Raw genomic sequence first — 22,334 nt, 5'->3', positions numbered from 1 at the left:
TCACTCGCCCACGGGGATCTCGGGCAGCTCGCCGAACGGCCCGGCGCGCAGGGTCAGCTCCTCGACGTCGGCCGGCGGGGCGGGGAACACCGCGACCAGTTCGTAGGTGTTGCCGGGCTGCAGCTCGTGCACCTCCTCGGCGAAACCGTCGGTCCGGCCCTCCCCGAAGTTCATCTGGGCCACGTAACGGACCAGGCCGGTCTCGGGGTCGAGCAGCTGGAAACCGCCAAGGGTTCCCATGCTGAACCGCTCGGGCTGGCCGGGCTGCAGGGCCGCCGTGCCGCCCATGTCGGGGCTGACCGGAGCGTCCGTGGTGTTGGTGAGGGTCACGGTGCCGATGACGTAGGCGCCGTCGCGGCGGAGCGGGTACACGTCCAGCCGGACGCCGTCGCGGTCGACGCTGGCGGCGACGTCACCGGGGTCGTCGGTGTAGGGCGCCGGCCAGTTGACGTTGCGCACGGCGACGCCCAGGCCGTCGTCGTCCGCCTCCTCCTGCTCGGCCGGGTCGGTGTTCTGGTCCACCGCGTAGGCGAACTCCACGCGGCGGTTGCGGGCGCGCGCCTCGTCGTCGTCGGCTCCGCCCTCTCGGGCGATCGGCTCCGTGCTGCCGCGTCCCTCGACCGCGTAGTCGAAGTCGGTGCCGATCTCCTCCACGAGCAGGTTGCGGACCGTCTCGGCGCGGCGCAGCGACAGCGCCTCGTTGTAGGCGTCGGTGCCGCGGCCGTCGGTGTGGCCGATGACGGTGATCTCGGGGTCGTCGGGGTCGACGTTGGCGGCCAGGGAGGCGGCGGCCTGGCGGACGACCTCCTCGGCCTCCTCGGTGAGGTCGGACCGGTCGAACTCGAACATCACGTCGGAGTGCAGCGCGATGATCTCGCGGTTGCCGTCGCGGGTGGTGGAGGCGATCTCGGAGTCGACGTAGCTCTCCACCCACCCCTCGTCGGCCACGGCGTCGTCGTCGGGGCGGCGGTTCTCGAAGGTGAGGTTCTCGCCGGCGGGCGGCGGGTCGTCCGGGGAGAGGTGGTCGGCGCCGTTGGGGTTCTCGGGGTCGGGCCGCTCCTGCTCGACGTCCTGAATTGGGATGCCGGTCATGGCGCCCAGGCCGCTGCCGACGAAGGTGACCTGCCGGATCTCGTCGGGGATGCGCGGGAAGTACCGCCGGTACTCGTTGGTGACGCCGTCGTGCACCGGGTACAGGCCGTTGGAGTCGGGGCTCACCGACCCGTACTTCAGGCCGTCCTCGTCGATGTACTGCCGGAACACCCGGCCGGTCACGGGGTCGACCAGCGTGTGCGCCATGCTGAGGTTGCGGTTGCTGCCGGTGAACCCGTCGGGGTAGCCGACCTCGTAGTACATGACCGTGTAGTCGGGGGTACGCTCCAGCCCGGTGATGGAGAAGCGCATCGTGGCGTCCTGCCCGGTGTCCTGGAAGATGCGGCCCTCCTTGGTGTAGGGGAACTCCTCCCGGATGTCAGGAGGGCCGGACTCCGACCCGAACCCTCCGGCCCAGGACGTGAAGTCATCGACGATGGTGCAGCCGCTGAGCAGGAGGCTGCCCGAGGTGAGCAACGCGATCACGGTGAGGGGCGTCCGCGCCATGCGGGGGAACTCCGATCACGAAGGAGACATGACGGGGACATACTCCCGCGCCCGCGACGGTGTTGGCGAAACGGAACGATTTGGGCCGCCCGGGCCACGCGCGGGGGAGCCGGGGAACGTCCGGAGGCGCGACCGCGTCGGTGGCGCCGTGACGGGAGGGGGTCGTGGGGCGAGCGTGCCACCGGAGGGACCGGGCCGGAGACGTAAATTTTGGACAATTGAACCGCTGACTTGGTGAAAGGCCATTATTTTCGATGTAATTCCTAGAGCACATGAAGCCTGGGTAAGGTCGAAAAATGGCTATACGTTCATCTCGGCGTGCCGACAGGTACGCGACACGAGCGGGCGTCATCACCCTCTCCACGATCCTCGCCGTCGGCTACGGTGCCGCCGTCGGGGACGCCGGGCTCCCCGGAGCCGCGACCGCCAACGCCGGCGTGCCCTCCGTGGCACCCGGCCACGCCGGTCTGGTCACTGAATCCGCCGAATCTCCCGAATCCTCGGAAGCGTCCGGTGCCGAGCTGCGGCTCGGCGACTCCGGTCGCGAGGTCCGCGAGGTCCAGGAACGCCTCATCGAACTCGGGTACTGGCTGGACTCCGCCGACGGCGAGTTCGGCGGGCTCACCCAGCACGCCGTCGTCGCGCTGCAGAAGGCGGCCGGTATCGGGCGCGACGGGATCGTCGGTCCCGAGACCCGCGCGGCCCTGGACGAGGGGGTGCGCCCGAGCGCGCAGAGCTCCTCGGGCCGGGTGGTCGAGATCGACCTGGAACGCCAGCTCCTGCTCGTCGTCTCCGACGGCGAGGTCCAGCGGACGTTCACCACCTCCACGGGCTCGGGCGAGACCTACGAGTCCGAGGGCGAGGAGCACATCGCGGTCACGCCCAAGGGCGAGTTCACCGTGTTCCGTGGTGTGGACGGGTGGGACAAGGCCCCGCTGGGCGAGCTGTACCGCCCGAAGTACTTCAACGGCGGCATCGCGGTGCACGGCTTCGCCTCCGTTCCCGCCCAGCCCGCCTCCCACGGCTGCGCCCGGGTCAGCATCAAGGCGATGGACTGGCTCTGGGAGAGCGGCTACCTGGACAACGGCAGCGTCGTCCTCGTCCGATGATCCCCCGCGGGACCACCCGTTCTCCGGCTCGGGGGACGGGCCGGGTGGTCCCGCTCCAATGGCGTGGGATTCTCGGCGCGCGGCCCGGCCGGGGCGGTGCCGGTCCAGGAAGCCGCGGATCACGGCGAGCCACTCCCGCGGCGCCTCCGGCGTGAAGGTCAAGGCGGCGTCCGGTCAGCCCTGGGCGAACAGCTCCATCTCGACGAGCAGTGCCCGGTGGTCGCTGCCGGGCAGGTCGACGAATTCGCCGCTGGCCGGCCGGAACGGGCCGCGGATGAGGATGTGGTCGATCTGGGCGCCGGCCAGGGGCGTGCCGGCCGGCCAGGACGGGGTGTGGCCGAGGCCGATCGTGGTCGTGGCGTCGCGCAGGCCGGTGTCCAGGATGTCGCGGAACGCGGCGTGGTCCCGGGTGGCGTTGAAGTCGCCGGCCATGATCGCCGGGCCGTCCAGGGCGGTGGCCGCCGAGTGCAGGGCGGCCAGTTCGCGGCGCCAGGAGTCGACCATGCCGGGGATCGGGGGGAGCGGGTGGGCCAGCTGGAGCGCCACCGGGACGCCCTCGATCACGGTCTCCGCCGTGGGCATGGCCAGTGTTGCGGGGACCTCGCCGGCCGGGCGGAGGGGGTGGCGGCTCAGGATCGCGGACCCTTCCGCGCCGGGCACGGCCGTGACGATGCGGTGCGGGTAGCGCGCCGTCATCTCCTCCGTGGACAGCAGCCGTCCGCACGCCGGATCGCACTCCTGCACGAAGACGAGGTCGGGGTGTTCCCGCCGCAGCGTCCCGGCGAGCGCGTCGGTCGCCGCTCCGAGCTTGAGGTTGGCGGTGAGCACGCGCACCGTTGCCACGGGTGCCGCCGTGGGCGGCGGTGCCGCGCGGTCGTAGGAGGGCAGCACCGCGCCGAGGCCGAAGAGGACGGCCACCGCCCAGGCCAGCCCGGCGCGCCAGCTCGCCAGCAGGGCGAGCGCCAGCGCGGCCGCCGCCGGGACGAGCAGGTAGGGCAGGAAGGCGAGCAGCTGCGGCAGCGGGGTCACGCCGTCCACCCCGGCCAGCCGGCACCCGAGCACCGCCGTGGGGGCGGCCAGCGCGAGCCCGGCGAGGCACCGGGCTGCGGTCCGGCGCGGCCGGGACGCGGCCGGGCCGGGCTCGGTGCGGGAGGTGGCCATGGGACTGCGCCTCTCGATGGGGATCGGGGCGCCGGGGCCGGCGCCCGCGCCGATTCGATCGTAGGGGTCGCCGGTGGCCGGATGCGGTGGCGTGCGGGCGCCCGTGGTGGATCGGACATCAGGGCACTCGGGTGACGCACGGGAGTCCGGGGGCTTCCGGCCGGTTAAGCGACAGAGAGGTCACATGGGACAAACGACCAGATAAGTGGAGAACCGTGTTATCTTGCCTGATGTCACGAGTTCCAGTGCCAAGCCCCGGCTGGCTGGACGGCAACCCTCCTGACGCGGTGGGGTGCTCCGGGTGAAGACACGGCCGTCGTCGGTGCTCCACGGCGTCGACGGCAAGCGCGGACCCGTCCGACCCGGACCTCCCCGGCCGCGGCGGGCGCCCTCACCCCCTCCGGGGCAGGACCGGACGCTTGCCGTCGCATCCCCGGCTCGCGACGGCCCCGCCTGAAGGGAAAGCCCGATGAAACCGGCCGCTCAGCCCCGAGCCCTGCTCGCCGCCGGCGCCGCCTCGGCGGCCCTCGCCCTCCTCACCACCACCGCGTGCGGCGGCGTCGACACCGGCGGATCCGGGTCCGGCGAACAGGAGATCACCGTCACCGCGTTCGCCGGAGCGTGGGGCGACCTGTTCCAGGAGTCCTTCGTCGAGCCGTTCGAGCGGGAAACCGGCATCACCGTCAACGTCGTCACCGGCGCCGACGCCGACTGGCTGACCCGGCTGCGGGCCGCCGACGGCTCCAACGCCCCCTTCGACGTGGTGGCCCTCACCTCCGAGACCTTCCACCAGGCCGTCAGCAACGACGTGCTGCAGCCCCTGGACACCGGCCGCATCGAGAACTGGGACCAGCTCAACAGCGTGCTCGTCGACCAGTCCGCCGTCGACGGCGAGTTCTACGGCGCGCCGCTCACCACCGGCTCCAACGGGCTGCTCTACCGCACCGACGAGATCAGCGACCCGCCCAGAGACTGGAACGACATCTTCGACGAGGAGTACTGCGGTCACGTCGCGCTGCCCCCGCTCACCTACAACGCCGGACTGCAGTTCTTCTCCGCCCTGGTCGCCCAGGACGGCGGCGAGCTGTCCGACCCCGGCGACGTCGACCGCGCGTTCGAGAAGCTGGAACAACTCAAGGGCTGCGTCTCGGCCTACCCGGCCGACGCCGGCAGCGTCGCCACCGTCCTGCAGAACGGCGACGCCTGGATCGTGCCGTTCTGGGACGGCCGCGCGTTCGCCATGGAGGCCGAAGGCGAACCCATCGGCTTCAGCTACCCCGAGTCCGGCGCCGTGGGCGCACTGACCTCGTACTACATCCCCGCCGGCGCCCCCAACGCCGACGCCGCGTACGAGTTCCTCGACTACCTGACCAACGCCGAGTACCAGCGGGCGTTCGGCGAGGGCACGTTCTACGCCGCCGGCAACGACACGATCGACTACAGCCCCGAGTTCGACGCCAAGGTCGAACACGGCGACGACGTCTACCAGGACTTCACGTGGGTGGACTACGCCGCCGCGACCCCCAACCTCAACGAGTGGCAGCAGCGGTGGAACGAGATCTTCCGGTGACGACATCCCCCGAACCGACCCGCCCGGCCCCGGGCGCGCCGGACGCGGCGGCGGATCCGGCGCACGTCGTGATCGAGGGGCTCGCCGCCGGATACGAGGGCACCCGGGTCCTCGACGTCCCCGAGCTCACCATCCGGCGCGGCGAGTTCCTGTCCGTCCTCGGCCCGAGCGGCTGCGGTAAGACCACCCTGCTCAACGCCCTCGCCGGGTTCGTCCGCCCCACCCGCGGCCGGATCAGCATCGACGGCGCCGACGTCACCGACGTACCACCGCACCGGCGCGGCCTCGGCCTGGTCTTCCAGAACTACGCGCTCTTCCCGCACATGACCGTGGCCGGCAACGTCGCCTACGGGCTGAAGGTGCGCCGGGTCGACCGCGCCGAACGCCGCGAACGGGTCGCCGAGGCGCTGCGCCTCGTCGGCCTGGAGGGGTACGCCGGGCGCCGCCCCCGCCAGCTGTCGGGCGGCCAGCAGCAGCGGGTCGCCGTGGCGCGCGCGCTGGCGACCCGGCCCGCGGTGCTGCTGCTGGACGAGCCGCTGTCCAACCTGGACGCCAAGCTCCGCCGCGAGATGCGGGTCGAGCTCCGGGAACTGCAGCAGCGCCTCGGCATCACCATGGTCTTCGTCACCCACGACCAGGAGGAGGCGCTCTCGCTCTCGGACCGGATCGCGGTGCTCAACGGCGGACGGGTCGAGCAGCTCGACACGCCGGAACGGGTGTACCGGACACCGGCCAGCCGGTTCGTCGCCGAGTTCGTGGGCGCCGCGAACATCCTCGACGGCGTCGCCGCGCACAACGGCGAGATCCGCGTCGGAGAGACGACCGTGCGCACGGGCCGCCGCGACCTGCCCGCCGGGCGGCCCGCCGTGCTCGCGCTGCGGCCCGAACGGGTCCGGCTGCACCCGGGCGGCGTGCCGGCCCCGGACGGCGCCGCCGAGGGGTCGGTCACCGGCGTGCTCGGCTACCGGGCGTTCGTCGGGGACGCCTGGCAGGCCGAGGTGCACCTGACCGGCGGGGCGACGCTGAGCGCCCGCACCCACGCCGAGCCGCCCCCGCTGGGCGGTGAGGTGACCGCCCACTGGGCGGCCGAGGACGTCATCGACCTCACCCCCGCGCCCGCGGAGGAGACGAGGTGACCCGGAGCACGACCGCCGCGCGCGGGCGCGCGGCCGGGGCCGGCTACGTGCTGCCCGCGGTCCTGTTCCTCGCCGCGCTCTTCGCCGTGCCGCTGGCCCGGATCCTGGAACTGAGCCTGCACCCCGTGGACGGCACCGGCAACCCGCTGCCGGAGCTGTCGCTCGTGCAGTACCAGCGAGTGCTCACCGAGCCGTTCTTCGCCGAGGCGCTGCGGTACAGCCTGCTCACCGCGCTGCTGGTCACCGCGCTGTGCGTGCTGCTGGGGTACCCGGTGGCCTACGCGCTGGCGCGCACCCGGCCCGGCGTGCTGCGCACCGTCATGTTCGTCATCGTGGTGTCGCCCCTGCTCACCAGCGTGGTGGTGCGCAGCTACGGCTGGGTGGTGCTGCTGTCGGCCAACGGCGCGGTGAACCGGTTCCTCACCGCCACCGGGCTCGCCGACGAGCCCGTCCCGCTGCTCACCAGCAACCTGGCGATCGTGGTCTCGGTGACGCACGTGCTGCTCCCGTTCGCCGTCATCCCGCTCACCACCGCCCTCGGCGGCATCGACGGCAACCTGCGCCGCGCCTCACAGGTGCTCGGCGCTGGGCCGGTCCGCACCTTCTGGCGCGTCACCGTCCCGCTCAGCCTGCCCGGGGTGGCCACGGGGGCGATGGTCGTCCTGCCGCTCGCCATGGGCATCTACATCACGCCGCTGCTGGTCGGCGGGGCCAACCGGCCGCTGGCGGGACTGCGCGTCTACAGCCAGATCACCAGTGTCTACGACTACCCGGTGGCGGCGGCGCTCAGCTTCACGCTGCTCCTGCTGACGCTGCTGTGCGTCACCGTCCTCGGCTCCGGGTTCCGGTTCTGGGAGAGGCGGCTGTATGGCTGACGTCCCCGCCGCCGAGCGCGCCACCCACCCGCGCGCGGCGGCCGTCCCGCCGCGGGCCGGCCGGTCCGCCCGGCGCGCCCTGGGCGGCGCCGTCCGGTTCGCGACCGCGCTGCCCGCCGCACTGGTGCTGGTGTTCCTGGCCGCGCCGATGCTGGTGCTGGCCCTCAGCTCGCTGAACGCCACCGCCTCCCTGGCGTTTCCGCCCGAGTCGCTCTCGCTGCGCTGGTACGCCGAAGTGCTGGGCTCCGCGGACTGGGCGGTCTCACTGCGGCTCAGCGGGCTGCTCGTACTGCTCGTGGTGGCCACCACCGTCATCCTGGGCACGCTCGCCGCCTACGGGGTGGCGCGCGGTGCCTTCCCGGGGCGTCGCGCGGTCGCCGCGTTCGCGCTGTCCCCGCTCATGGTCCCCGAGATCATCATCGCGCTGAGCCTGCTCTACTACTTCCAGGGCCTCGGGCTGGTGAACACCGTCCCCGGCCTCTGGCTGGCGCACTCGGTGGTCGCGCTGCCGTTCGTGCTGCGCACGGTCATGGTGAGCGCTCAGAACCTCGACCCCGCCCTGGAGCGCGCGGCCGCCAGCCTCGGCGCCGGCCGGCTGCGGGTGTTCTGGACCGTCACGCTGCCGCTGCTGCGCCCCGGCATCCTGGCCGGAGCGGTGTTCGCGGCCGTCACCTCGCTCGGCGAGGTGGCCGTCACCGCCCTGGTGTCGGGCGCGAACACCACCACCGTGCCGGTCCGGATCTTCTCGGCCGTGCAGTTCGAACTCGATCCGTCCGTCGCGGCGATCTCCACCCTCCTCATGCTCGCGAGCGTGCTCGTCATGGTGGCCGTCGACCGCTTCACCCACCTGTCGGAGGCGCTGTGACCCAGCACGGGAACGGGCGGCGCGCGGCGGCCCGTGTCGGCATCGACGTCGGCGGCACGTTCACCGACTTCGTGCTGCGGACCGACGGAGAGGGCCCCGGCCGGCGGGCCGTCCACCACAAGGAGCCCAGCACGCCGCACGACCCCGCCCTGGCGGTGGCCCGCGGCCTGCGCGCGCTCCTGGCGGAAGCCGGTCTGGACGCCGCCGACCTGGCCGGCATCACGCACGGCACCACCATCGGGCTCAACGCCATCATCCAGCGCCGCGGCGCCCGGATCGCGCTCGCCGTGACCGAGGGCTACCGCGACATCCTGGAGATCGGCCGCAGCCGCATGCCGTCCTCCTTCGACCTGCACGCCGCCCGCGAGGAGCCGCTGGTCCCACGGGACCGGGTCGTGGAGATCCCCGCCCGGCTCGACCCGGGCGGCGCGCCCGCACGGGTGCCCGACGACGCCGAGCTCGCCCGCGCCGCCGAGCGGCTGGCCGCGACCGGCGCCGACGCCGCGGCCCTGGTCGTCCTGCACGGGCACACCGACCCCGCCTTCGAGGCCGGGCTCGCCGCCCGGCTCGCGCCGCTGCTGCCCGGACTGCCGCTGGTGTCCTCCGCGGCGGTCTGGCCGGAGGTGCGCGAGTACGAGCGGGCGCTCGTGGCCTGCCTGAACGCCTACATCCAGCCGCTGATGAGCCGCTACTTCGACCGGCTGGAGGAGCTGCTGGCCGAGATCGGGGTGCGCGCCCCGGTGTACATCGCGGCCTCCAACGGCGGATCGCTCAGCCTGGCCGCCGCCCGCGAGCGGCCCATCGAGACGGTGCTGTCCGGGCCGGCCGCCGGTGTCACCGCGGCCACCCGGCTCGGCGCCGCCGCCGGCACCGAGCGGATCATCACCTTCGACATGGGCGGCACCAGCAGCGACATCGCCGTGGCGGTCGGCGGCGAGCCCGAGTTCGCCACCCGCACCACGATCGGCGGCCTGCCGCTCGTGCTGCCGGTCGTCGCCGTCGGCGCGATCGGCGCCGGCGGCGGGTCGGTGGTCCGCGTCGACGAGCACGGCGTGCTGAAGGTCGGCCCCGAGAGCGCGGGCGCCGACCCCGGGCCGGTCTCCTACGGGCGTGGCGGCGGCCGGCCGACCGTCACCGACTGCTACCTGACCACCGGTGTGATCGGCGCCGGCACCTTCCTCGGCGGCCGGATGCCCCTGGACGCGGCCGCGGCCCGGGACGCCCTTGCGGCGGTCGCGGCCGGCAGCGGACTCCCCGGGGAGAGCCGTGACGGCGTGGACGGCGCGCTGCGGGCCGCCGACGGCGCGCTGCGCATCGCCACGGCCGGCATGGCGGTCGAGCTGCAGAAGACGCTCGCCCAGCGCGGCCTGGACCCCGCCGAGTTCACCCTCGTCCCGTTCGGCGGGGCCGGGCCCACGCACGCGGCGCTGCTCGCCGAGGAGGTCGGCGTGGCCGACATCCTCATCCCGGCCGCCGCGGCGACGTTCTGCGCGGCGGGAGCCGCCGAGGCCGACCTGCGCCGCGATTTCGCCCGCAGCCTGCGCCGTCCCCTCGACGCCGAGGGCGCCGCCCGGCTCGGCGACATCCTCGCCGATCTCGCCGCGCAGGCCCGCGCCTGGCTCGACGGGCAGGGCGGCGAGCCCGCGGCCGAACCCGTCCTCACCCGCGCGGCGGACATGAGCTACGTCGGCCAGGCGCACGAGATCCGGGTGCCGGTCACGGCCGGGGACGGCGCGCCGCTGGCGGCGGACGCGCTCGCCGAGGCGTTCCACGCCGAGCACGAGCGGCTGTACGGGTTCCGCGACACCGGCGCGCCGATCCGGATCGGCACCGCCCGGCTGGCCATCACCGCGCCGCGGCCGGTCGCCCCCGCGGCCCCGGTCCCGCCGGGCGGCGGGCGGCCCGCGCCGCTCGGCCACCGCACCGTGCTGCTGCGCGGCGAGTCCGTCCGCGCGGCCCGCTTCGACCGGGCCGCGCTCGGTGCCGGCGACACCCTCGCCGGGCCCGCCATCGTCGAGCAGACCGACACCACCGTGCTCGTCCCGCCCGGCTGGACGGCGGCCGTCGACCCCACCGGAAACCTGCGTCTGACGAGGACCCGCCCATGAGGCTCGACCCGGTCACCCTGGAGATCATCGGCAACAAACTCGGCGCCCTCACCGAGGAGATGTGCCTCACCCTCCAGCGGACCAGCCGTTCGCTGTACGTCAAGGAGACCGCCGACTTCGCCTGCGCGCTCGCCGGTCCCGACGGCACGTTCACCGCCTACCCGCGGGGCATCGGGGTGTCCGGGTTCGTCGGGCTCAACGTGCGCACCGCGGTCGAGCGGGCGGGGCCGCTCAGCCCGGGCGACGTTCTCATCACCAACGACCCCTACCGCTCCGGCGGGCTGGCCACCCACCTCACCGACATCCAGCTCATCGAGCCGTACTTCCACGACGGCGAGATCATCGGGTACGGCTGGGCGTTCATCCACTGCTCCGACATCGGCGGCCGGGTGCCCAGCAGCCTGTCGCCGACGAATGACGAGATCTTCCAGGAGGGCCTGCAGATCCCGCCGGTGCGGCTGGTCCGGGGCGGCGAGCGGGTCCCGGAGGTGGCGGCGCTGCTCGCCGCCAACAGCCGCACGCCCGACGCCAACGAGGGCGACCTGCGGGCCATGCTCGCCGCGCTGCGCACCGGCCGGGAGCGGCTGGCGGCCGTAGTGGCCGCGCACGGGGCCGACCGCGTGCGCGCCGCGCACGCCGACCTCGTCGAGTACAGCGCCGGCAAGGCGGCCGCCGCGCTGGCCGGGCTGCGCGACGGCGGCTACCGGTTCGTTGACCTGCTGGACGACGACGCCGTGTCGCCGGTCCCGGTGCGCATCAGCGTCACCGCGCACCTGGCCGGCGGCGCACTGCACCTGGACTGGACCGGCACCGACCCGCAGGTGGCGGCGGCGCTGAACATCGCCACCCACGGCCGCGCCCACGCGTGGATCACCACGCGGGTGCTCGCCCTGATCTGCACACTCGACCCGGAGATCCCGCTCAACGGCGGCATCATCCGGCCCATCACCGTCACCGCGCCCCAAGGTTCGGTGGTCAACGCGACGGCTCCCGCGGCCGTCGGCATCCGGCACGCCACCGCGTCCCGGGTCAACGACGCCCTCGGCGGCGCGCTCGGCCAGGCCGCCCGCGAGGTGCTGCCGGCGGCCAGCAGCGGGCTGGTCGTGCCCGTGGTGGTCGCCGAGCAGCACGCGAGCGGGCAGAACGTCCAGGTCCTGGAGCCCATGGTCGGCGGCACCGGCGCCCGGTACGACGCCGACGGCGTGGACGGGCGCGACAGCGGGATCTCGAACCTGTCGAACAACCCGGTGGAGACGGTGGAGACCGAGATCGGGGTGCGGGTGCTGCGGTACGCGCTGCGCCCTGACTCCGGCGGGCCCGGGCGGTGGCGCGGCGGCACCGGGCTGGAGCTGTCCTTCGAGGTCCGCTCCGACGACGCGCGGCTGCTGGCGCGCGGGCTGGAACGCCTGCTGTTCCGCCCGTGGGGGGTGGCTGGCGGCCGGTCCGGCGCGCCCGCCGAACTCGTCGTCAACGAGGGCACGCCCGAGGAGCGCAGGTTCGGCAAGATCGACATGCTCGGGTTGCGGCGCGGCGACATCGTCACGCTGCGGACCTCCGGTGCCGGCGGGTACGGCGATCCGTTCGACCGGGCGGTCGAGGAGGTGCTGGCGGACGTGCGCCGCGGCGTGGTGTCGCTGGAGGCGGCGCGCCGCGACTACGGGGTGGCGATCACGGTGACCGCCGACGGTCCGGCCGCGGACGAGGCGGAGACCGATCGGCTGCGCGCGGCCCGCCCGCCGGCGGACCCGGCCGCCGAGGTCGGCCCGGAACGCGCCGCGTGGGACGCCGTCTTCGACATCGACGCGGTCGACCGGCTGGTCGCCGCCCTGTTCCGCCTCCCCATCCCCCGCCGGCACGCCCGCCGCGTCGCGGTGTACACGACCGTCCTGGCCGTGCTGCCCGAGGGGTTCCCGCGCACGCCCGCGGCCCCGGACGAGGTCGCGGCGGCTCGGCGGGCGCTGGCGGCCGAGATCGATCGGCTGACGGCGGAGACGGCAGGGGAGACGGCCGGGTGACCACGGCCGGGCCGACCCGGGGTTCACCGGTCACCCTCCGTCGGCGTAGCGCGCGGGCGGGCGGCATCGACCGCCGAGCCGCTGCGCGCCGCGGCCGAGCGCGCCTCGAACTCCCCACGACCAAGGCAAGGATCCCGTGACCAGCATCGGCAGCACCGATCCCGATGGGGCAGCGGCCCCGGGGAACGCCGCCCGCGTGGCCGCGTCCGACGCCGTCATGGCCGGCTACCGCCCCGGCGGAGTCGACCCGGCCGGGCTCGCGGAGTTGTACCGGGACCTGCACGCGCACCCCGAACTGGCGTTCGCCGAGCACCGCACGGCCGGCACCGCCGCGCGGCGGCTGCGCGCCGCCGGGTACGAGGTGGCGACCGGCATCGGTGGCACCGGAGTCGCCGGCGTGCTGCGCAACGGGTCCGGGCCCACGGTGCTGCTGCGCGCGGACATGGACGCGCTGCCGGTGCGGGAACGGACCGGCCTGCCGTACGCGAGCACCGCCACCGCGCCCGGCCCCGACGGAGTGTCGACCCCGGTCATGCACGCCTGCGGCCACGACATGCACGTGAGCTGCCTGATGGGCGCGGCGGACCTGCTGGCGGCCGGACGGTCGCATTGGCGCGGCACGGTACTGGCGGTCGTCCAGCCCGCCGAGGAGATCGGGGCGGGCGCCCGCGCCATGGTCGAGGACGGCCTGTTCGACCGGGTCGGTGTCCCCGACGTGGTGTTCGCCCAGCACGTGTTCCCGCTCCCGGCCGGGCGGCTGTTCACCCGGCGCGGCCTGGTGCTGGGCGCGACGGAGAACTTCGAGATCACCCTGCACGGGGTCGGCGGGCACTCCTCCCAGCCGGAGCGCACCGTCGACCCGGTGGTGATGGCGGCGGCGACCGTGCTGCGGTTGCAGACCGTGGTGTCCCGCGAGGTCGCCCCCGCCGAGCAGGCCGTCCTCTCCATCGCGAAACTCCAGGCCGGTGAGGCACCCAACGTGATCGCCGACCGCGCCGTGATCGCCGGCAACGTCCGCGCCTACGACCCGGACGTGCTCCACCGGGTGATGGCGGCGGTGCACCGGATCACCGACGCCGAGGCGACGGCCTCCGGCGCGCCGCGCCCGCCCGAGTACCGCACGATCAGCTCGTTCCCGAGCACCGTCAACGACCCGGAGGCGACGGAGCGGGTCACCGCCGCCTTCCGCGCTCGCTTCGGCGCCGAACGGGTGGGCGAGATGGCCCAGATGATCGGCAGTGAGGACGTCGGCGTGTTCGGCACGGCGGCGGGTGTGCCGTCGGTCTTCTGGGGCCTGGGCGCGGCAGCCCCCGGCGGCGAGGCGCCGGGCAACCACACGCCGCATTTCGCCCCGGTGATCGAGCCGACCCTGTCCACCGGGGTCGAGGCACTGGTGACGGCCGCGCTCACCCGGCTGGTGCCGGTGGGCGGGGCGACGGGCGACTCGCCATGTCGCAAGTGAGCTGGGGACCCCGGCTCTCCTTCGTTGAAGGAGCCTCAGCGTTCGCCGGTGCTGAGCCGCGTGGTACCGCGCTCGCTCGGGTCATTCGGAGGGCGGAGCGGCCGGACCGTCGAGCGGAAAGTAGCACGCGAGCGGTGGGCACTGCGTGGAGGTCGCCAAGCCAGCTCATGCACTTCTCGTGCGTGACACGCAGAATCGAGACCAGGGGTACCTCGGTTTCACCCCCGAAGAGTGGTCACGGTTTCTCGTTGCTGTGAAGGACGAGCGGTTCGACTGATCCGACACCCCATCATTCTGGAACATCGTTCCTGGAGGGCTTGTCGTTCGCTGATCAGCTCGGCGCGACCAACTCCGCCAGAATCTCCTCCCCGTGCGTCCACAGCAGCGCCGCCCCCGCGTCCGCCAGCAGGTGGCGACGTGCGCTGGCCAGGCGGTGGGAGAGCACGGCCCCATTGTCCGGGGAATGCGTAGCGCCCGGGTCATGGGCGCCGTACCAGAGGTGGACCGGCGCTGTGATCGCGTCCAGCTCGAAGGGCCATCGGCCGAAGGTCAACGTGAGGTCTCGCGCGTAGCCGGCCGCGCCTTGGGTGAAGCCCTCCGCCAGGGATCGGCGGTAGGCAGGCTCGAATGCCGGGTCGGTGTAGACGGCGCGGTCGGCGGCCGAACTCGTGTCCATGACGATCCGCCACAGCGTCTCGGCGTCCATGCTCTTCGCGAGTGATGCCTCGAACCCCGCCGGGTCGGTGCGGGCCGCGTGGACCATGGCGGTGACCTGAGCCGGAAGCAGTTCCGCCAACCGCGGATCGCCGAGGTCGTCCTGGCCGGAGACCACCGCCACCGCCGACACCACCCCCGCCGCGGCACACGCGAGCGCGAACGGCGCGCCCTGCGAGAAGCCCACGGCCAGTGGATCACGCAGCCCGAGCGCCGACACCAGGTCCGCCACATCGCGTGCCCAACCGTCCAGCGTCCGCCCCGGATCGGGGTCCGACGCGCCCAGACCCGGGCGGTCTACCGCGATCAGCCGTGCCCCGAGCCGCTCCAGCGCGCCACCCCCGAACCCGAGACTCCGGCCCATGGCGGCGCCGGAGCAGAACAGCACCGGACGGCCGTCCACCGGTCCCCACGCCGCCCACCCCAGCCGCCGGCCGTCGGGGAGCGTGATCGTGCCGATGTGCTCGGGTTGCCTCACACCAAGATCCACGGCGGGCAGCGTAGGGGACGCGTCCGTGGAGCGCCAAGCGATTTATCGGGGGGTGCTCCCGCCTCCGCGACAGAAGACGGGGCAACGGCCGAAGAGCAGGATGCGACCCCGCGTGCACGACTTCGTATCGTCCGGGTCCGGTCACATAATGTGATGCGTACCAGGTCGGCGGTGCACTACTCTCCGTAATGGCGCCGGGGATGCCCGGCGCCCGTCACACGAGAGGAGCGCGTCATGACCCCACTGCGCAGTTGCCTCGCCCTCATCCTCACCGTGGCTCTGCTCGGTCCGGCGACCCCCGCCGTGGCCGACGACGAGATGACCGTGCTGAAGCGTGTCACCGTCAAGGTGAAGTGCACCAAGATCCGGCTCAGTGACAACAGCGGTGTCGGGCACGTGTTCGGCACCGGCACGGCCAAGACCTACTCTCTCGCCGAAAAGGCCGCGGTCAAGAACGCCAACGACAAGATGCCGCGCGGCTACCGCGCCAAGCACTGCCACCCCGTCCGCTGACCTGAAGAGGAAGCGCGTTGCCCGAGAACCCCGAACTCCACGAACTCCGGCTCGGCGTCTACGGACCGCCCGACGCGGTCGCCCGTCTCGCCGACTCGGCTCGGGACATGCTCGGGCAGCGCGTCCGCGACTCGGAGGTCCCCCTCGCATGGACGCTGCGCGTCGACTCCGGCGACCGGCCCATCGAGCCCGCGGCCGGAGGCGAGATCCCCGCGTCGGAGATGACCGTCGAGGAGATGTACGACGACCTGCCGCAGCAGTGGCGCGACGAGCACCCTGGCGAGGAGCCCGGGGCGCACACCACCGCGGTGATCCGGGTCGGTGTGCTGGCGCCGCGGGACACCGCCCACGACCTGCTGGACGCCCTCCAGCGGCTGGCCTGCCCGGATCCGGAGCACAGCGGGCCGTGCCCGATTCCCTGGCAGGCCGGGCTGACGCCCCCGGTCGACTCCCGCTACCGGACGTACCTGGAGTACCACTACGGGCACCTGCGACACGGTGGGCCGGGCGCGGCTCGCTGACGGGTCAGAATTCGAACTCCTCGGTGAACAGCCGGTCAGCGCCGATCCCCTCGTCCCGTAGCCGGGTGCGCACCCGCTCCACGAACCCCGGGCCGCCGCACACGAAGAACCGGGCGCGCCGGGCGGCCGGGCCGAGGCGGTGCAGCATGTCGCCGACGTCGAACCCGGGCCGGTCCGGCCCAGGGGCGGACACCACGTTGATGTAGCCCGTCCCGAGGCGCTCCCGCAGTTCGGCACCGAACACCGCCTCCTCCGGCGAGCGGGTCACGTGGAACAGTGTGACGTCCGTCGGGTGCCGCCGCACGAGTTCGACGAACGGTGTGATTCCGACGCCGCCCGCGACGAGGACCGTCGGCCGGTCGCCCCGCCGCGCCTCGCCGGTGAAGGTCCCGTACGGCCCGTCGACGAACACCGTGTCCCCGGGCTCCAGGGCGCGCAGCCGGTCGGTGAACGGGCCGGCGTCCCGGACGGCGAACGTCAGCTCGCCGTCCTCGGTGCACCCCACGACGCTCAGCGGATGCGACGGCGACAGCAGGGCCGTGCGCAGGTGGCAGAACTGCCCCGGCGCCGGCCGCAGGGCGCGGCCCACCGGCGCCAGAGTGCAGGCGGTGATGGTCCCGCAGAGCCGTTCGGACCGCACCAGCCGGTACCGCGGCGACAGCAGCGGACCGGCCAGCCGCCACGCGCAGACCGCGGCGAAGGACCAGGCGAGCGCGAGCCAGTAGGCCCACAGCCACGGCAGTTCGGCGAGGAACGTGCCGAGGTAGGAGGAGTGCACGAACACCAGCGCCGCCAGCGGATAGGCCAGGTAGTGCGTGTACCGCCAGGTCCGGTACCGCACGGCGGCGCGCAGCAGGGTGCTCGTCAGCCACAGCGCCAGGAACATGGCCACGGCGATGCGCCCCAGCGAGGTGAAGGACGACTCCGGCCACGTGAAGTCGATCCGCACCAGATACCAGAGGTCGTGGTGCTCGGCGATCATCTCCAGCAGCGGGTGCAGCAGCACGAAGAAGGCCCCCGACGCGCCCAGCCAGGCGTGCAGCCGGACGACCGCGACCCGGTCGGCGGTCAGTAGCGCGGAGACGCGCCGCACGCCGAGCAGCACCTGCCACCAGATCAGCAGCGCGCCGAGGAACCCGGCGACGTTGGCCAGGCCGGGCAGGGTGCCACCGGCGACGTCCAGCCGGCCGAGCAGCGGCAGGAAGGGCAGCGCCGAGACGGCGATGGCGGTCACGACGTGTGACACCCGCAGTGGGGGAGCCGCCGGTTCGGCCCGGCGGGTGAAGGTGCTGTTGCGCTCGGTCATCGTGGGCGGCCTCCATGTGGTGGTCGTCCTGCTGGGGCGAGTGCGGAGCGGACGGTGCGGGGCGTGTTTCCGGCGCCGGGGCGTCCCGTCGGGTGGCCGGTCCGGCGGCCGTGACGGTCGCGGAGGCGGGGCCGGGTTCCGCCCGGCGCGCCCGGGCGTTCGGTGCCGTCGCGTGGCGGGCAACGCCCGATTCGGCGGCCGACCGCTGTGGATCGGGCGATCGTCCGGCCGATGGGGCCGGAGGCGCCGGAGCGAGCTCGCTGCGAGGCGCGGCGGACTCCTGCGGCCGGCGGCGGACGGAGCGGTCCGATCGTGCCGGCCGTGGATCGGCAGCCTGGTATGGGGCGATTCAGGATGCCGGTGGCCGTGGGCGGCGCGGTCGTCGGGGCCGGGGTCACCGGCCGCCTCGATTCCCTCGGCGCCCGGTGCGTCCGGGTCCGGGGGCCTGCCGTCGCGCGGCCACCGGGGCGGGCCGGTCGGCGGAGCGGCAGGGGAGCAGCCGGGCGGTCGGTCCGGTCCCGCTGGTTCCCCACCGGGCGCGCACGGTGGGAGAGGGCGGAGGTTCTGGTTCGGCTGTGCCGGTCGGCTGCGGGGGTGAGGCCGCCAGAGGTGAGGCGGGCGCCGGTGCCTCCGGGCGAGGGCGGTGCGCCCGCGTGGCCGGTCGCCACGTCGGCCTGGGGCCTCAGCGGTCGTCTCGGCGTGCTGAGTCCTTCGCTGGGGCGTTCGGGTGTGATGCGGGTGGGACGGGCGGAGCGCGTGCGGCGGTGCGTGCCGCGGGCCATGTCAGGTGGCGTCGTCATTGGGGGGCGCCTCCGCGCGGTAGTCGTCCAGGCCGCTGGAACGGCGGACCCGGCCGTCGCGGTCGATGGTGAGCCACGCGGCCGCCGGGTCGAGTTCGGCGACCAGACGCGGCCCCGTCCGTGTCCCGAGGACGACGAGGCAGGTGGCGGCCACCTCCGCCGTCGCCAGGTCGGTGGCCAGCACGGTCGCCTGCAGGCAGTCCGACTCCGCGGGGCGGCGGGTCCGCGGGTCGAGGACGTGGTGGGCGGCGCGGCCCGCGCGGTCGCGCCAGGTGCGGCGGGTGACGCTGCTGGTGGCGACGGCGGCCGTCCCGGCCAACGCCAGGGTGTCCGCCGGAGTCGCGCGCAGCGGATGGGCCACGCCGATGCGCCACGGTGGGTCGCCCGGGCTCCGCCAGGCGACGAGGTCGCCGCCGGCGTCGATCAGGCCGCGCCGCACACCCCGCCGCCGGAGCCCGTCCGCGGCCTGCTGAACGCTCCAGCCCTTGACGAAGCCCCCGAGGTCCACGGCCAGGCCGGGGGAGAGCGCCACCAGCCGCCGGTCGTGGTCGATCTCCACCCGCGGCGCGGCCGGGGCCGCTGGACCGGGCGGACCATCGGCCGTCTCGGGCACGGTGCCGACACTGATCTCGGGGAAGTCGCGGTCGTACCCCAGCTCCACCATGTCGGCGCCGAGGAACGGGTCGAAGATCCCGCCGGTGCGCCGCTGGAGGTCGCAGGCCGCGGCCAGCACCTCCGTGAACATCGGGGCGACCCGCACCGGCCGCCCGTGCGCCGCGCTCACCCGCCGGGTGTCGCTGTCGGGGGCGAACCGGGTGAAGACCCGCTCCACCTCGCGCAGCCAGCCGAGCACGGCCGCCGCATCGGCGGGCGTCAGTCCGGCGGCGAGCACCTCGGTGCCCATCACGCGGTCGCGGACCGCCCGCACCGCGTCCGGTCGCAGCGAACGCCCCCGGCCGTCCGGGAGCGGCGGAAGCGGGACGGCCTTCCGAGCCGGCTCACCCATCCGCCACCACCCGGGCATGCCGATCCGTCCGGCCGCACGCCGTGTCCGTCCACCGGCCGTGGCCGGCCACTCGCGTCCCGGCGGCCGGGCACGACCGGACCGCCGCACCCGGTACGGACGGCGCGTCGGCACGGCGGAGCCCGATCGAGTCGCAGGGCGAGCCGTAGCCCGAGGCGATGCTCCGGTGGGCGCCCGGGACGCCGCTCTCAGAAGGCACGGGACACCCCTTCCACGGTCGGCCGTGCCGGGGGGAACGTCACGACCCCTGCGTGAAGGTGGTGACCTCGGCGGGATCCAGGGTCTCCCCAGGGGTGAAGGCGGCTCCGACGTCCGCCAGCAGGGTGCCCTCCCGCTCGGCGGCGGCCGGCAGGTACTCCACCTGCGCGGTGGTGCTGTCGGGCCGGTCGCCGAGCGTGATGGTGCCGGTGTACAGCACCCGGTTCTCCCAGCGGACGTTGCCCTCGATCCGGTAGGTGTACCGGCCGGCCGGCACCGCGCGGCCGTCGCGGTCGGCGCCGTCCCAGTACACGGTGTGCCGGCCGCTCGGCTGCGCTGGGCGGCTGGCGCTCTCCACCTCGGCCTGTGACGCCGACTCCCAGCCCGACGTCTCGCGCCACAGGGACAGCGACATCGGGCGGCGCGCGTAGCCGCCGTTGGCGGTGAAGCTGGTGGCGAACAGCGTGCGGACGTACCCGCCGTTCTCGTCCTCGATCCAGATGGCGATCTGGTTGCTGGCCAGCTGCGGGAGCCGGTTCAGCCGGTAGCTGACCGCCACGAGTCCGAGCGTGTCGGTGGCCGGCGCCGGGGCGGCGTCATCGGCTCCCGGCGCCGGACTGGGGCCCGCGGCGACCGACATCTGGGGCCGCTCGGGGACCTGGTAGCCGAAGTGGGCGCCGGCGGCCACGGTGGCCACGCCGGTGACGACGACCAGCGGCACGACCACCCGGATCCTGCGGTCGGGCATCTCGGCTGCGTCCTTTCGTGGGGGCAGCGGGACGGCCGCCGGGCCGCCCCGCTCGCGTCGTTTCCGGTTCCGCCGCCGGCGCTCCCGGTCAGTGGAAGGCGAAGACCCGGGCGGGGCCGCCGAATCCGCCCCGGTGCTTGGACGCCCCGATCACGATCGTGGCGCCGCTGGCCGGGACGCTGCCCAGGTTGTTGAGGTTCTCGATGCCGTACAGCCCGGCGGGCAGCAGGATCTGGTGGGTGTCGGGGTTGTCCGAACCTCCGGCGTCCAGCGAGGTGGTGTCCACCCCGACGCCGACGATCGACCGCTCCTCCACCAGGAGCGCGGTGGCCTCCGGGTCGATCCCCGGCCAGCGGAACACGCCGTCGGGCCCCTGGTTGAGGTAGGCGCCGGGGATGTCCACCCGCTTGCTCCAGCCGGAGTCCATCGCCACGAACGCGCCCTTGGGGATGCGCCCGTACCGCCGCTCGTACCGGCGGATGTCGGCGGCCTGCAGCTGGGCGGTGGCGTCGTTCTCCGCGCGGTCCTCGATCCGGATGATCACCAAGGGCGCCACCAGCGACTGGACCGGGATCTCGTCGAGGAACCCGCTCTCGTCGGAGAAGTGGGCGGGCGCGTCGATGTGCGTGCCGCTGTGCTCGTCCAGCGTCATCGTGTACGCGTTGAAGCCGTCCTGGTCGAGGAACCGGGTCTGCTCGTAGACCGGCGGCGGCGACAGCGGATAGAAGATGGGGAAGTCGGAGCTCAGCGTGTGGGTGAGGTCCTTCACCTTGCGCCCGAGCAGGCCCTGGGCGTCGGCGTGCGCGACCACCCCTGTGGGCAGCACGGAGACCGCGGCCGCCACGCCGGTGGCCCCGGAGAGCCGGAAGAGGTTGCGGCGCGACACCGCGCGGCCGAGCATCGACGGCTTTTTCGGCTGCGGTTCGCCGGCGACCTGGACGGATCCGTCTTCTCCGGTGCGGCGGACGTAGGGGTGGCCCTCGCCGAGCCGTCGGGTGGTCGAGTCGCCGTAGTCGATCTGCTGCATCACATGCGGACCGCACATGGGGGAACGCTCATTTCCGTGGGATCGCCTTCGGGAAGGCAGCGGGCATGACAGACCGTTCTCAAGCTAAGACGCCTGAAGAACATAAGGGTTCTGATACTTCATGTCGAGACGTGGGGATCACAATGGCCACGTCCGGTCAGGAGGCCGGGGTTTCGGCTGCGCCACGCGGCGGGCCGCCGTAGCGTTCCGTTCCCGTGCCACGGCCGTGTTGTCGTTCACACGCCACGCCGGTGTTGTGCGTTCACACGCCACGCCGGTGTTGTGCGTTCACACGCCACGCAGGCTTCACGAACCGATCTCACAGACGACCGCGCCGGGAGACACCACCGCTCCGACGTCGGCGGACAGCCCCCGGACGGTGCCCGCTCGGTGCGCGAGGATCGGCTGCTCCATCTTCATGGCCTCCAGGACGACGACGAGATCACCTTCGGCGACCTGCGCGCCGTCGGCGACCGCGACCTTGACGACGGTGCCTTGCATGGGCGCGGTGAGCGCGGCGCCACCCGCCGCCGGTACACCGGGGCGCCGCCCCGCCGCCCGGCGCCGCGCGGCCCCGGCCGAAGTACCCGGCGCCGTACCGGCCGGGCCCCCGAGACCGGCGGGCAGGGTCACCTCGATCCGCCGGCCGGCCACTTCCACCACGGCGCTGCGCCGTTCGCCGGGCGGACCGGCCGTTGCCGTGCTCCCCTCATGCGGCGGGATGGTGTTGTGGAATTCGGTTTCGATCCAGCGGGTGTGGACGGTGAATTCCGTGTCGTCGGTGGGGGCGAAGGCGGGGTCGGTGACCACGTGCTGGTGGAAGGGGATGACGGTGGGCATGCCGCCGACGTGGAACTCGGCCAGGGCCCGGCGGGAGCGTTGCAGGGCTTGTTCGCGGGTGCGGCCGGTCACCACCAGCTTGGCGATCATGGAGTCGAAGGCCTGGGGGACGGTGTATCCGGCCTCGCAGCCGGTGTCCACGCGCACGCCGGGGCCGCCGGGCAGGTCGAGGGTGGTGATGGTGCCGGGGGCGGGCATGAAGTTGCGGCCGGGGTCTTCGGCGTTGATGCGGAATTCGAGGGAGTGGCCGTGG

The 22,334-nt window shown here is 73.9% G+C and carries 18 protein-coding genes, 1 pseudogene and 1 riboswitch; of the genes and pseudogenes, 11 read left to right on the top strand and 8 right to left on the bottom strand.

Translation table 11 applies throughout. The features are described 5' to 3' along the window. On the bottom strand, positions 1 to 1,599 hold the full coding sequence (locus ACFQRF_RS22115; RefSeq protein WP_379873077.1) for an OmpA family protein: 1,599 nt from the start codon (positions 1,597 to 1,599) through the stop codon (positions 1 to 3). 296 nt (positions 1,600 to 1,895) lie between these two features. On the opposite strand from ACFQRF_RS22115, the gene ACFQRF_RS22110 reads away from it, so the two are divergent. Then, complete coding sequence (locus ACFQRF_RS22110) at positions 1,896 to 2,708, top strand: L,D-transpeptidase family protein (protein ID WP_379873076.1); 813 nt, start codon at positions 1,896 to 1,898, stop codon at positions 2,706 to 2,708. A 174-nt stretch (positions 2,709 to 2,882) separates the two neighbouring features. On the opposite strand, the gene ACFQRF_RS22105 is transcribed toward ACFQRF_RS22110, so the two are convergent. Next, on the bottom strand, positions 2,883 to 3,869 hold the full coding sequence (locus ACFQRF_RS22105) for an endonuclease/exonuclease/phosphatase family protein (protein ID WP_379873075.1): 987 nt from the start codon (positions 3,867 to 3,869) through the stop codon (positions 2,883 to 2,885). Between the two features lie 231 nt (positions 3,870 to 4,100). Next, a riboswitch (SAM riboswitch) is annotated at positions 4,101 to 4,223 on the top strand. 115 nt (positions 4,224 to 4,338) lie between these two features. Between ACFQRF_RS22105 and ACFQRF_RS22100 the strand changes: the two genes are divergently transcribed. The 8 genes and pseudogenes from ACFQRF_RS22100 to ACFQRF_RS22065 all read left to right on the top strand — a co-directional run. Continuing rightward, entirely contained in the window at positions 4,339 to 5,439 is a 1,101-nt protein-coding gene (locus tag ACFQRF_RS22100; protein ID WP_379873074.1) for an ABC transporter substrate-binding protein, read from the top strand. Continuing rightward, positions 5,436 to 6,575 carry an ABC transporter ATP-binding protein gene (locus ACFQRF_RS22095; RefSeq protein ID WP_379873073.1) on the top strand — a complete coding sequence of 380 codons (1,140 nt, stop codon included), beginning with the start codon at positions 5,436 to 5,438 and terminating at the stop codon, positions 6,573 to 6,575. The genes ACFQRF_RS22100 and ACFQRF_RS22095 overlap by 4 nt, the downstream gene beginning before the upstream one ends. Further along, positions 6,572 to 7,450, top strand: a complete 879-nt coding sequence (locus ACFQRF_RS22090) for an ABC transporter permease (RefSeq protein ID WP_379873072.1) — start codon at positions 6,572 to 6,574, stop codon at positions 7,448 to 7,450. The genes ACFQRF_RS22095 and ACFQRF_RS22090 overlap by 4 nt, the downstream gene beginning before the upstream one ends. Further along, on the top strand, positions 7,443 to 8,315 hold the full coding sequence (locus ACFQRF_RS22085) for an ABC transporter permease (protein WP_379873071.1): 873 nt from the start codon (positions 7,443 to 7,445) through the stop codon (positions 8,313 to 8,315). The genes ACFQRF_RS22090 and ACFQRF_RS22085 overlap by 8 nt, the downstream gene beginning before the upstream one ends. Then, positions 8,312 to 10,423, top strand: coding sequence for a hydantoinase/oxoprolinase family protein (locus tag ACFQRF_RS22080; protein ID WP_379873070.1), 2,112 nt, complete (start codon positions 8,312 to 8,314; stop codon positions 10,421 to 10,423). Before ACFQRF_RS22085 ends, ACFQRF_RS22080 begins: the two co-directional genes overlap by 4 nt. Beyond that, positions 10,420 to 12,438 (top strand): hydantoinase B/oxoprolinase family protein, encoded by a 2,019-nt coding sequence (locus ACFQRF_RS22075; RefSeq protein ID WP_379873069.1) that lies wholly within the window; start codon positions 10,420 to 10,422, stop codon positions 12,436 to 12,438. Before ACFQRF_RS22080 ends, ACFQRF_RS22075 begins: the two co-directional genes overlap by 4 nt. A 136-nt stretch (positions 12,439 to 12,574) precedes the next feature. Then, positions 12,575 to 13,900 (top strand): amidohydrolase, encoded by a 1,326-nt coding sequence (locus ACFQRF_RS22070; protein WP_379873068.1) that lies wholly within the window; start codon positions 12,575 to 12,577, stop codon positions 13,898 to 13,900. 142 nt (positions 13,901 to 14,042) lie between these two features. Further along, a pseudogene (locus ACFQRF_RS22065) lies at positions 14,043 to 14,177 on the top strand (DUF397 domain-containing protein); the annotation flags it as partial. A 54-nt stretch (positions 14,178 to 14,231) separates the two neighbouring features. On the opposite strand, the gene ACFQRF_RS22060 reads toward ACFQRF_RS22065, so the two are convergent. Next, positions 14,232 to 15,092 (bottom strand): alpha/beta fold hydrolase, encoded by an 861-nt coding sequence (locus ACFQRF_RS22060; RefSeq protein WP_379873067.1) that lies wholly within the window; start codon positions 15,090 to 15,092, stop codon positions 14,232 to 14,234. A 246-nt stretch (positions 15,093 to 15,338) separates the two neighbouring features. Between ACFQRF_RS22060 and ACFQRF_RS22055 the strand changes: the two genes are divergently transcribed. Then, positions 15,339 to 15,617, top strand: a complete 279-nt coding sequence (locus ACFQRF_RS22055; protein ID WP_379873066.1) for a hypothetical protein — start codon at positions 15,339 to 15,341, stop codon at positions 15,615 to 15,617. A gap of 17 nt (positions 15,618 to 15,634) precedes the next feature. Then, positions 15,635 to 16,138: a hypothetical protein gene (locus ACFQRF_RS22050; protein WP_379873065.1), complete on the top strand. Its 504-nt coding sequence runs from the start codon at positions 15,635 to 15,637 to the stop codon at positions 16,136 to 16,138. 4 nt (positions 16,139 to 16,142) lie between these two features. On the opposite strand, the gene ACFQRF_RS22045 is transcribed toward ACFQRF_RS22050, so the two are convergent. The 5 genes from ACFQRF_RS22045 to ACFQRF_RS22025 all read right to left on the bottom strand — a co-directional run. Beyond that, complete coding sequence (locus tag ACFQRF_RS22045; RefSeq protein ID WP_379873064.1) at positions 16,143 to 17,444, bottom strand: ferric reductase-like transmembrane domain-containing protein; 1,302 nt, start codon at positions 17,442 to 17,444, stop codon at positions 16,143 to 16,145. Between the two features lie 783 nt (positions 17,445 to 18,227). Next, positions 18,228 to 19,250: an FAD:protein FMN transferase gene (locus tag ACFQRF_RS22040; protein WP_379873063.1), complete on the bottom strand. Its 1,023-nt coding sequence runs from the start codon at positions 19,248 to 19,250 to the stop codon at positions 18,228 to 18,230. 256 nt (positions 19,251 to 19,506) lie between these two features. After that, positions 19,507 to 20,214, bottom strand: coding sequence for a DUF2271 domain-containing protein (locus tag ACFQRF_RS22035; RefSeq protein WP_379873062.1), 708 nt, complete (start codon positions 20,212 to 20,214; stop codon positions 19,507 to 19,509). An 88-nt stretch (positions 20,215 to 20,302) separates the two neighbouring features. Beyond that, entirely contained in the window at positions 20,303 to 21,259 is a 957-nt protein-coding gene (locus ACFQRF_RS22030; protein WP_379873061.1) for a cyclase family protein, read from the bottom strand. Between the two features lie 288 nt (positions 21,260 to 21,547). After that, a partial coding sequence (locus tag ACFQRF_RS22025) for a biotin/lipoyl-containing protein (protein ID WP_379873060.1) occupies positions 21,548 to 22,334 on the bottom strand: 787 nt, incomplete at its 5' end.

Origin of the sequence: Marinactinospora rubrisoli (assembly GCF_042664915.1) — a bacterium.
Taxonomy (GTDB): Bacteria; Actinomycetota; Actinomycetes; order Streptosporangiales; family Streptosporangiaceae; genus Marinitenerispora; species Marinitenerispora rubrisoli.
The sequence above is the reverse complement of the archived record's forward strand: the minus strand, read 5'-3'. Positions and strand labels throughout refer to the sequence as shown.

Excerpts from the sequence above, each read along its gene's own strand:
- ACFQRF_RS22075 (WP_379873069.1), top strand. The coding sequence starts at position 10,420 with ATGAGGCTCGACCCGGTCACCCTGGAGATCATCGGCAACAAACTCGGC.
- ACFQRF_RS22105 (WP_379873075.1), bottom strand. The coding sequence starts at position 3,869 with ATGGCCACCTCCCGCACCGAGCCCGGCCCGGCCGCGTCCCGGCCGCGC.
- ACFQRF_RS22085 (WP_379873071.1), top strand. The coding sequence starts at position 7,443 with ATGGCTGACGTCCCCGCCGCCGAGCGCGCCACCCACCCGCGCGCGGCG.
- ACFQRF_RS22115 (WP_379873077.1), bottom strand. The coding sequence starts at position 1,599 with ATGGCGCGGACGCCCCTCACCGTGATCGCGTTGCTCACCTCGGGCAGC.
- ACFQRF_RS22035 (WP_379873062.1), bottom strand. The coding sequence starts at position 20,214 with ATGCCCGACCGCAGGATCCGGGTGGTCGTGCCGCTGGTCGTCGTCACC.
- ACFQRF_RS22055 (WP_379873066.1), top strand. The coding sequence starts at position 15,339 with ATGACCCCACTGCGCAGTTGCCTCGCCCTCATCCTCACCGTGGCTCTG.
- ACFQRF_RS22100 (WP_379873074.1), top strand. The coding sequence starts at position 4,339 with ATGAAACCGGCCGCTCAGCCCCGAGCCCTGCTCGCCGCCGGCGCCGCC.
- ACFQRF_RS22040 (WP_379873063.1), bottom strand. The coding sequence starts at position 19,250 with ATGGGTGAGCCGGCTCGGAAGGCCGTCCCGCTTCCGCCGCTCCCGGAC.
- ACFQRF_RS22110 (WP_379873076.1), top strand. The coding sequence starts at position 1,896 with ATGGCTATACGTTCATCTCGGCGTGCCGACAGGTACGCGACACGAGCG.
- ACFQRF_RS22045 (WP_379873064.1), bottom strand. The coding sequence starts at position 17,444 with ATGACCGAGCGCAACAGCACCTTCACCCGCCGGGCCGAACCGGCGGCT.
- ACFQRF_RS22030 (WP_379873061.1), bottom strand. The coding sequence starts at position 21,259 with ATGTGCGGTCCGCATGTGATGCAGCAGATCGACTACGGCGACTCGACC.